Annotated in this window: 5 protein-coding genes; 1 reads left to right on the forward strand and 4 read right to left on the reverse strand. The window is 69.3% G+C overall.

All coding sequences use genetic code 11. The features are described 5' to 3' along the window. Positions 1-122: 122 nt before the first annotated feature. Positions 123-5,978 (forward strand): anti-phage protein ProA, encoded by a 5,856-nt coding sequence (proA, locus tag IE290_RS09905; protein WP_229874374.1) that lies wholly within the window; start codon positions 123-125, stop codon positions 5,976-5,978. 473 nt (positions 5,979-6,451) lie between these two features. Here the strand turns inward: proA and IE290_RS09910 are convergent, their stop codons facing one another. From IE290_RS09910 to IE290_RS09925, 4 genes are read right to left on the reverse strand one after another with little or no spacing between them, the layout of a single operon-like run. Further along, positions 6,452-6,685 carry a hypothetical protein gene (locus IE290_RS09910; RefSeq protein ID WP_191244246.1) on the reverse strand — a complete coding sequence of 78 codons (234 nt, stop codon included), beginning with the start codon at positions 6,683-6,685 and terminating at the stop codon, positions 6,452-6,454. Continuing rightward, entirely contained in the window at positions 6,682-7,887 is a 1,206-nt protein-coding gene (locus IE290_RS09915; protein ID WP_191244247.1) for an acyl-CoA dehydrogenase family protein, read from the reverse strand. Before IE290_RS09915 ends, IE290_RS09910 begins: the two co-directional genes overlap by 4 nt. Then, positions 7,868-9,097, reverse strand: a complete 1,230-nt coding sequence (locus tag IE290_RS09920; protein WP_191244248.1) for a CoA transferase — start codon at positions 9,095-9,097, stop codon at positions 7,868-7,870. The genes IE290_RS09915 and IE290_RS09920 overlap by 20 nt, the downstream gene beginning before the upstream one ends. Continuing rightward, complete coding sequence (locus IE290_RS09925; RefSeq protein ID WP_191244249.1) at positions 9,094-10,314, reverse strand: acetyl-CoA C-acetyltransferase; 1,221 nt, start codon at positions 10,312-10,314, stop codon at positions 9,094-9,096. The genes IE290_RS09920 and IE290_RS09925 overlap by 4 nt, the downstream gene beginning before the upstream one ends.

A 10,314-nucleotide genomic window follows, 5' to 3' on the forward strand; every position in this document is an offset into this window, starting at 1 on the left:
GCGCGCACGCCCGCCACGCCGTGGATGCGGCGGCCTCAACCTGCTCGCGCTAACGAATCACCCCTTTCCGCCGACTACCCGAAAGACGATCTCCGCGACCGACGAGCTGCCCGAATGCGAGCATGATGACGACCCCGTTGTTCGAAACCGCCGCCGCCGAGGAGGACGGTCTCCGGATCGAGCTCCTCCACCCACCGGCGATGTACTACGCGCTGGTCCACAACCGGGTGCCCGTCGTCCGGCACCTGTCAGTGGAGAACAGCGGCGACGAAGCGGTCCGCGACATCGAGGTGATCCTCGAGCTGCTCGGTCCCGACGGCCCGCTCTGCGAGGCCTGGCGCCGCCGGATCCCCGTCATCGAGGGCAAGGACGCCACCGGCTGGGACGAGTTCCCCGGCTTCACGCCGGACACCGGTGCGCTCAAGCGGGCGAACGAGGCCTTCCCGGTCGACTACCGCATCACGGTCCGCGCGGCTGACCAGCGTGAACTGGTCCTGCGGGCCCCCTCCCGGGTACTCGCCCACAATGAGTGGTTCAACGCGCCGGCATTGTTCGAGTCGGTCGCCGCGTTCGTCCAGCCGAACACCGGTGCCGTCATCGAGGTCCTGCGGTCGGCTGCGCGGCTGCTGGAGCGGGACACTGGGTCCGGCTCCCTGCAGGGCTACCAGGCCGGCCCACGGCGCGCGGCCCAGATCGGCGCGGCGATCTACGAAGCCCTGCGCGAGCAGAAGATCGGCTACCTCGGCTTGCCTGCCTCGTTCGAAGAAACGGGCCAGAAGATCAGGACAACCGCTGCCGTGCTGCGTGACCGGCTCGGCAACTGCATCGATCTGTCCGTCACCTACGCAGCCTGCCTCGAACAGGCCGGGTTGCATCCCCTCATCTGGATCGTCGAGGGACATGCGTTCGCCGGCTTCTTCCTCCACGAGGACCGCCTGCCGGAAACCGTCAGCTTCGAACCCGCTCAGATGATCAACCTCGTCGAGTCGGAGAAGGCGGTCGCGGTCGAGCTGACCGGCGTGGCGCCGGGCGGGAGCTCGCTCGCCTTTCCTGCCGCCGTGGCAGCCGGGCGTGCCCATCTACGCGGGCCGTTGACCCTGCACGGCATGGTCGACATCCACCTCGCGCACCGGTCGGGGATCCGGCCCTTGCCCTCCGCCGACACCACGGCTCCCGCCGCGGCACTGGACGCCGCGGACCAGGCGATACGCACCGCCGTGGCACTGCCTGCCGACCTGGAGATCGACGGCGCCCTGGACCAGGAGGAGAACCTCGAGCCCCGGGCAGCAGAGGACGACGCACCCGCACGTGTCCGGGCGTGGCGGCGCGCTCTTCTCGACTTGAGCCTGCGCAATCCGCTGCTCAAGTTGCCCAAGCGGGGCAAAGGCGTCGACCTGCACACGCCTGCCGGCTCGCTGGCCGAACTCGACGACCTGGTACACCAGGGCAAGGCCGTGCACGTCGTCGCTCAGGACACCCTCGGCGGGCTGCAGGAACTGCGCGGTGTCAGACGGGCGCAGGACCTGCCCGACGAGGTGATCGCGGAAGAGCTGACCCGGGACCGGAGGGTCTACGCGGCGGTGACCCAGGCCGGTTACGTCGCGCGGATGCGAGGGCTGCAGCGCGATGCTCGCACGCTCCAACAGGAGACCGGGGGCAACTACCTCTACCTGACCTTGGGTGCCCTCGTGCACCCGACCCCCTCCGGCGAGGCACATGCTCCCCTGTTCCTGTTACCGGTCCGGATCGAGGGTGGCACCGGGCGCCGCCCTTACACCATCGTGATCGACGGAGCGGAGACAGCCGCGCCGAACTACTGTCTGGTGCAGTGGCTTCGGGTTCGCCATGGCGTGCGGATCAGGGAACTCGAGGACCCGATCACCGACGACGCCGGAATCGACATCACCGCGTCGCTGCGGGCCATCCGCAAGGCTCTGATCGACAACGACCTCAACTACCGGATCGACGAGTCGGCCAGTCTGCGGCTCCTGCAGTTCTCAACCTTCCAGATGTGGCGGGACCTGACCGACCACTGGCAGGTCTTCGAGCGCAACGAGGTGGTCCGGCACCTGGTCCACAACTCCGGGCAACCGTTCCGGCTCCGGTCCGGACTGCCTGACGTGAGTGTGGACGAAAGCGCACTCCACCTCCCCATCGCCGCCGACGGTTCACAGATGCGCGCCGTCGCCCTCGCCGAACAGGGCCATTCCTTCGTGCTCGAAGGCCCACCGGGCACGGGCAAGTCCCAGACCATCACGAACCTCATCGCCCACGCCGTGCGCTCGGGCAAGACAGTGCTCTTCGTCGCCGAGAAACAAGCCGCGCTCGAGGTCGTCAAACGGCGTCTCGCGGCGATCGGCCTCACCGACTTCTGCCTCGACCTCCACGGACGCAAGCAGAGCCTGCGAAGTATCCACCAGCAGCTCAAGGCCTCGCTGGAACACCAGGGCACGGCTGACGAGCACAGCTGGGACGCGCTCACCGCCGGCTACCGCGCCCGGATCGCCACGCTGTCCCGTTATCCCGGCCAGCTCCACGACACCAACGCCGCCGGTTTCTCGGCGTGGTCCGCCTACCAGGCCAAACTCGCCCACGGCGACGGTCCCGCGGCTGTCGTGCCGCCCACCTACTTCACCCTCGACGCGGCCACGCGCGCGGCAATCGAGAACACCTGCCGTGAACTGCCGGCCGCCGCCCGGTCGGCGCAGATCCGCCCGGGTCATCACTGGTCGATCTCCGGGGTCCGCGTCGTCGACGGACTGGACGGCACCGAACTGGGGGCGCTCGCGGCCGAACTGGAGACGCTCCGGCAGCAGTTCGAAGCGCTTCCTCAGGCCCTCCGTGCGGCGATCGCCGCGCTGCCCCACCCCACCCTGCTCGGCACCGCGCTCGAGGCCGCCGCGCTGGCACACGACGGCGTGTTGCCAGATTTCTCGCGGACCACGGCGGCGAGCCACCCTGGATGGGATGCCGCCGTGGCAGCGGCACTACACGCGCTCGCCGACTTCCACCAGCGCCACCAGCCCGCATTGACCACGTTCCAGCCCGGGTTCTTTTCGCTGCCCGGTTTCACCGAGCTCGAGGCACTGGCCTCCGAAGCCGCCACGGGCCTGCTGGGGAAGAAGAAACGTCGCATGCGCCTGGTCGAAGCGCTGCAGCCACACGTCGCTCCCGGTGCCCGGCTGGACGAAACGAGCGTGCTCGAGGCGTTCCAGGCTGCGGTGGCGGCCCGAACCGCGGCGGCCGCACTGCTCGGACAGGTCCAGGCAGTGCCAGGCCTGGCCCTCGACGGCACGTGGCTACCGACGCTGCCTGATTCGGTGAACACGCTCCAGACCGCCGCGCACCGGCTGACGGTGTCACGCCGGCTGCTCGGCGACCTGCCCGCGCTGTGGCGGGCCTTCGCGGAACTGGGCCCGCGATTGCCACAGCAGTTCCTCACCCGGTTGACGCAGACGTGGGCTCGATGGCTCTCGCTCCTGGCGACCACGGACGCCGAGTTCTCCCTGTGGTCGGCCGAAGCCGGATGGACAGGGGCCTGGGCACGGGACGGCCGGGTCTGGGCAGCCGAGCTCGGCTCTCTGGGCATCCTGCCGATCCAGCGCTGGGGCGCGCTCCTGCGGCACTGCGACATCCTGGCCCAGGCCGGTCTGTCGGCCTTCCGGCGTCAGATCCTGGAGGGCGAGCTCCCCGCGGACGACCTCGAGCTGGCGTTCCTGCGAGGCCAGGCCCAATCCGCGCTCGAGGAGCGACTCACCACCAACGACCTGCGCTTCTTCGATACCGGGGCACACGAGCAACAGGTCGGCGACTACCTCCGCCTGTCCGACGAGGTCCGCGCGCAGTACCCACATCGCCTCGACAGCGAGCTGGTGGCTGCCAGACCGGCCGTCGACAAGGACTTCCAGGCCAAGGCGGGCGAACTCGTGCGGCGGCTCAACAGCAGGAGGGACAAGCTGTCCTTCCGCGACGCCTGCGCCCTCGCACCCGAGATCGTCACCACGCTCACCCCGTGCTTCCTGATGAGCCCGGCTTCCGTGGCCAACTTCCTCAAGCCCGGGGCGGTGACCTTCGACATCGTCGTCTTCGACGAAGCCTCGCAGATCAGGGTCGCCCAAGCTGTCGGAGCCATGGGGCGCGGCCGGTCGGTAGTGGTAGTCGGCGACTCGAAGCAGATGCCGCCGACCTCGATCATGGAAGCCTCGCACACCGACGACAACGAGGAGCTGACCTCGGTTCCCGAGGACCTGGACAGCATCCTCGCCGAGTGCGTGGAATCGGGATTGCCCAGGGAATCGCTGACCTGGCACTACCGCAGCACCGACGAGTCGCTCATCTCGTTCTCGAACAGCCACTACTACGAGGACAAACTGGCCAGCCTTCCCTCTCCTGGTGGCGAGCCGGAGAGCGGGATCAGCTGGCGGCGGATCGACGGCCATTACGACCGCGGTGCCACCCGCACGAACCGGCTCGAAGCCGAGGCGGTGGTAACCGAAATCGAGCGGTTGCTCGAGAACCCGGCGACGGCCAGCCGCTCGATCGGCGTGGTCACCTTCAACATCCAGCAACGCGATCTGCTGCTCAACCTGCTGGAGGAAAGCACGGACGAACGCATCCAGGCAGCGCTCACCCGCCAGGACGGCGAAGAACTGTTCGTCAAGAACCTCGAGAACGTCCAGGGTGACGAACGTGATGTCATCCTGTTCTCGCTGGCATTTTCCAGGAACGTGGAGACCGGGCAGCTGCCGTTGAACTTCGGGCCACTCACGCTCCAGGGCGGGGAGCGCCGGCTCAACGTGGCGATCACCCGTGCTCGGACCCAGGTGATCGTGTTCAGTTCGTTCGCACCCAGTGACATTGATCTTTCCCGCACGAATTCCGTGGGACTCAAGCACCTGCGCGCCTACCTCGAGGTCGCGGCCGGAGGCGTCGGCCGTTCCGGCGACGTCGCGAGCCGGGGCAACGAGCGGGTCGAGCGGGTGGTCCAGGAACTGGCAGCCGCGCTGACCGCGCGGAACTACGCGGTGGAGACGAACGTCGGGCTGTCGCAGTTCACGATCGACCTCACTGTCAGCGCTCCCGGGGCCGGCCGGCGGCAGGTCGCGGTCCTCCTCGACGGCCCGGCCTGGGCACGACGTCCCACGGTCGCCGACCGCGACGCCACACCGGTGTTGCTGGAGAAGCTGATGCACTGGGAGCGCGTCGTCCGCGTCTGGCTACCCGAGTGGATCATCGATCGCGAGGCGGTGTTGCGTCGCATCGAAGACGCCATCGCGGCTGTGCCCGTGCGGCCTGCTCATGCACCGGCCACCGACGTGCGTGTCACTGCGGAGCCGGCCGAGTCCGAGTTGCCGGCTGCGGCAACGCACGCAGCGGCAGCTCCCGATCGCGCAATCCGCGGGCTCGTGCCCGTTGCCGAGTCGTCGCAACCCGGATCGGCCGCAGCCGTGTTCGTCGCCTACGAACCCGAACCTCTTGGTACGCGCGAACAGATCGACCGGCTCGCCGAGGACAAGACCGTACAGCGGCTGGTCCAGCAGGCGATAGCGGAAGTGATCGACGCCGAGGGCCCGATCGAGCTCGAACGGCTTTCGCGGTTGGTTCACCGGCGCTTCGGCCTCCACCGGGTGCGCGAGGACCGGCGGAACCTCCTCTTGCGTCAGCTCCCGAAGGGCTACTTGGTCACGAAGGGACTCGGTCGTCGGTACGCATGGCCTGCGGAGCTCGACCCTCAGACGTGGCAAGGCTTCCGGCGCACACAGGCTTCCGGTGACCGCGCCTTCCACGAAATCGCTCCGGAGGAAATCGCCAACGCAATGCGCTTCGCCGCGAAGAACGATCCCAACCACGACGCCGCCCAGCTACGCCGAGCGACCATGAACGTGCTGGGTTATCGGAAGGGCAGCCCCGCCATCGAGGACACGTTGCGCCACGTGATGCGTGGCCTGGCAGAGCGCGGTGAGGTGAAGGATCACTGAGTTCTTTGTAGCGTCCTTCGTAAGCCTAGGCGTTCGCGAGCGCAGCTTCGATGATGCCAGCGCTTCTCCAAAGTGATCTGGTGAGGTTTTCCGGCGGGGCGCGAGCGCGGCGGCGGTTCGGCAAGGCGATGTCGGAAGTTCTCCCTGGGGCGAGTGTGGGTGCGAACTGGCGCCCGCCACCGCCTCTCTCGCACCCATCGTCGACCTCCAAGCATCTGAAATCGCTGGTCGTCACCCGCCCCCCACGGACGGATGCCTCATAATCCCTTGGCCGCGGGTTCGAGCCCCGCCCGGCCCACCGGTTCTGACCAGCGGGAACTACTTCAGACGGATCAACGATGTTGATCATTGGTGCAGCCCTGGGCGCGAGCATCCTAGGGTGATTGCTCGAGCCCGCCCGGAAGCCCGCCAGCGTGGCCGCCTCGAGCATCGCGGCGACAGCCTCCGAGTGGTGCTCTCCGGCGTCGACCCGGTCACCGGCCGCCAGCCTGGACCGAACTGTCGAGGCCGTAGTCGCTGTCCGAGCTGATCGCACCATTCAATTCGCGCCCTGGTTCTTTCGGCGAACGGTTGTCGAGGAGATGTCCGACGACAGCGTCAGCGGGCGCGCGGTCGAACGACGCGGGAGCGGGCCCCGGGAAGAAGAACGCCGTCATGGTCGGCGTGCAGAGGATGACCCGCATCGGCGGGCCGTCCTCCTTGATCACCGCAGCTTGTAGTCCTCCAGCAGCCGGCGCCCGATGATCATCCGCTGGATGTCGGCGGTGCCTTCGCCGATCAGCAGCATCGGCGCCTCACGGTAGAGCCGTTCGATCTCATACTCCTTGGAGTAACCGTAACCGCCGTGGATGCGGAAGGAATCCTCCACCACCTGCGCGCAGTACTCCGAGGCCAGGTACTTCGCCATCCCGGCCTCCAGGTCGTTGCGCTCGCCGGAGTCCTTCTTGCGCGCCGCCCGCACCATCATCTGGTGCGCCGCCTCGACCTTGGTGCCCATTTCGGCCAGGCGGAAGAGCACCGCCTGGTGATCGGCGATCGGCCGGCCGAAGGTCTCCCGCTGTTGCGCGTAGGCGACGCCGAGTTCGAACGCACGCCAGGCCACCCCGCACCCGCGGGCCGCGACGTTGACCCGCCCGACCTCGACGCCGTCCATCATCTGGTAGAACCCGCGACCGGGCTCGCCGCCGAGGATCTGCGAGGCGGCGATCTCGTAGTCGTCGAAGACGAGCTCGGTGGTGTCGACGCCCTTGTAACCCATCTTCTCGATCCTGTCCGGAACCGTCAGCCCCGGCGCCACCTCACCGAAGCCGGCGGGCTTGTCCACCAGGAAGGTGGTCAGGTTCCGGTGCGCCGGCCCGGCGCCGGCACCGGTTTTGACCAGCACCGCGACCAGGGTCGACGATCCCCCGTTCGTCAGCCACATCTTCTGGCCGTTGATCAGGTACCCACCGTCGTGCGGGGTGGCGCGGGTGCGGATGGCGGCCACGTCGGAGCCGCAGCCGGGCTCGGACATGGAGAACGCGCCCCGGATCTCGCCGGTGGCCATCTTGGGCAGGTAGTGGCGTTTCTGCTCCTCGGTGCCGTGGTGCACGAGCAGGTGAGCCACGATGAAATGGGTGTTGATGATGCCCGACACGCTCATCCAGCCGCGGGCGATCTCCTCGGCCACCAGCGCGTAGGTCAGCAGCGACTCGCCGATCCCGCCGTACTCCTCGGGAATCGTCAACCCGAACAGGCCCAGTTCCCGCATCCCTTCGACGATGTCGGCGGGGTAGGCGTCGGCGTGTTCGAGTTCGGTCGCTACCGGGATGATCCGGTCGTCCACGAACGCGCGGACTGTTTTGAGGATGTCGTCCTGGACGTCGGTCAATCCTTCGGTCCGGCACAGTTCACGCGTAATCGCTGTCATCTCTCCTCGTCATGATCAGCCCGTTGTCGGCGAGCCTCCCGATCTCCCGGCCGGACATCCCGAGCAACTCGGCCAACGCCCACTCCGTGTCCGCACCGAACTCCGGCGCCGGCTCGGCCTCGCGGTAGCGCGAGTTCCAGCGCAGGGGGGAGGTGGCGGTGACCATCGGGCCCACCCCGGCCTGCTCGACCTCGGTGAGCACCGGCGACTCCGCGCCCCGTCGCCAGGCCGCCACGACCTCCGAGGGCGAACGGAACTCGTCGGCCATCACCCGGGTGCCGCGCGCCGCCTCGAGCACCTCTCCCACGGTGCGGGCGGCGAACCACGGTGCGAGCACCGCCTCGATCAGGCCGCGTTGCCTGTACCGCTCCCCCTCGACGTCGAAATCGGTGCCGTGAACCGACGACAGGGCCGCGAACACCGCTTCCGTCCCGGTCATCCGCATCAGGTCCCGCCACTGGGCGCGGGTGATCGCCACCGCGACCACCCGGCGACCGTCGGCGCACGCGAAATCCACCCCGAAGGCGCCGAACAGGTGGTTGCCGAGCCGGGGCCGGTCCTGGCCGGCCTCGGCTACCTCGGCGAACCAGCCCAGATGCGCCACGTGCGCCGCGGCCACGTCGGCCAGAGCCAGCTCGACCAGGCACCCTTGGCCGTCCACCGCCCGCCGGTGCAACCCGGCCAGCAGCCCGGACACCGCGAGCAGTCCGGTGGCGATGTCCCAGGCCGGCAGGACGTGGTTGACCGGACGGCGGGAATCGGCCGGACCGGTCAGCGCCGGCACGCCGTAGCGCGGGTTGACCGCGTAGTCCATGGCGGCGCGGCCGTCGGGATAGCCCTGGATGTGGACGTGCACGAGGTCGGCTCGGCGAGCGCGCAACCGGTCGTGGGACAGGAAATCCCGGCCGATCGTGTTGTCGACGAACAAGCCGGCGTCCGGGCCGGGCGCGGTGATCAACGCGGCGGCGAGCTCCTGCCCTTCCGGCACGCGGAAGTCGACGGTGACGGACTTCACGCCCTTGTTCATGCCGGCCCAGAACAGGCTCCGGCCGGTCCCGCTCAACGGCCACCGGCCCGCGTCCACCGGCCCGGTGACCGGGTCCAGCCGCAGCACCTGCGCCCCCATCTGCGCCAGTGTCATGCCGGCCAGCGGACCGGCGACGAAACTCGTGGCCTCCACGACCCGGAGGCCGCGCAGCGCAGCGGTCATTCGACCAGCTCCAGGACGGCCGCGAGGCCCTGGCCGCCGCCGATGCACATCGTCTCCAGGCCGTAGCGCGCCCCGCGGCGGCGCATCTCGTAGGCCAGCGTGGCCAGGATCCGGGCGCCCGTAGCCCCGACCGGATGGCCCAGCGAGATGCCGGATCCACTGACGTTGACCCGCTCCAGGTCGCGGTCGGTGAGGTCCCATTCCCGGAAGCAGGCGATCACCTGGGCGGCGAACGCCTCGTTGATCTCCACCAGTTCGATGTCGGCCAGTGCGAGGCCGGCCCGGTCCAGTGCCTTCGCGGCCGCCGGTACCGGTCCGAGGCCCATGGTGCGCGGCGGCACCCCGGCCACCGCCCAGCTCACCAGGCGCAGGATCGGCGTGAGCCCCAGCTCCGCCGCGGTGTCGCGGGTGGTGACGATGCACGCGGCCGCACCGTCGTTCTGGCCGCTGGCGTTGCCCGCGGTGACGGTCGCCTCCGGGTCGCTGTTCGCCATGACGGGCCGCAGTTCGCTCAGCGCGTCGAGCGAGACGCCGGGCCTCGGGTGCTCGTCGGTGTCGACGACGGTGGCGGGCGCGCCGCGACGGCCGGGCACGGTGACCGGCAGGATCTCCTCGGCGAAGCGGCCGTCGGCGGCGGCCTTCACCGCACGCTCGTGGGAGCGCAGCGCCCACTCGTCCTGTTCCCGCCGGGAGATCGAGTACTCGCGCCGCAGGTTCTCGGCCGTCTCGAGCATTCCGCCCGGCACCGGGTGGTCCTTCCCGCCGGCGGTCACCCGGGCCCGCGCGAGCCTGTCGTGCAGCCGGGGCCCGTCGCCCTTGACGCCCCAGCGGATCTCGTCGGTGTAGAACTCGACGTTGCTCATCGACTCGGCGCCCCCGGCGATGACGACCTCGGCGCCGCCGGTGGCGACGCTCATGGTGGCGTCGATGACGGCTTGCAGCCCGGATCCGCAACGGCGGTCGATCTGCGCGCCGGGCACGGTCACCGGCAACCCGGCGTCCAGCGCTGCGACCCGGCCGATCGCCGGGCTCTCCCCGCTGGGATAGCACTGCCCGAGACGCACGTCGTCGACCCGGTCCACCGGCAGGCCGGTGCGCTCGATCAGCTGCCGCAGGGTGTGCGCGGCGAGCTCGGTCGCCGACAACGCCTTGAACGCACCACCGTAGCGGCCGACGGGGGTGCGCAGGGGGTGGCAGATGACGACCTCGTGGTTCAT

Origin of the sequence: Amycolatopsis deserti (assembly GCF_014653945.1) — a bacterium.
Classification (GTDB): Bacteria; Actinomycetota; Actinomycetes; order Mycobacteriales; family Pseudonocardiaceae; genus Amycolatopsis_E; species Amycolatopsis_E deserti.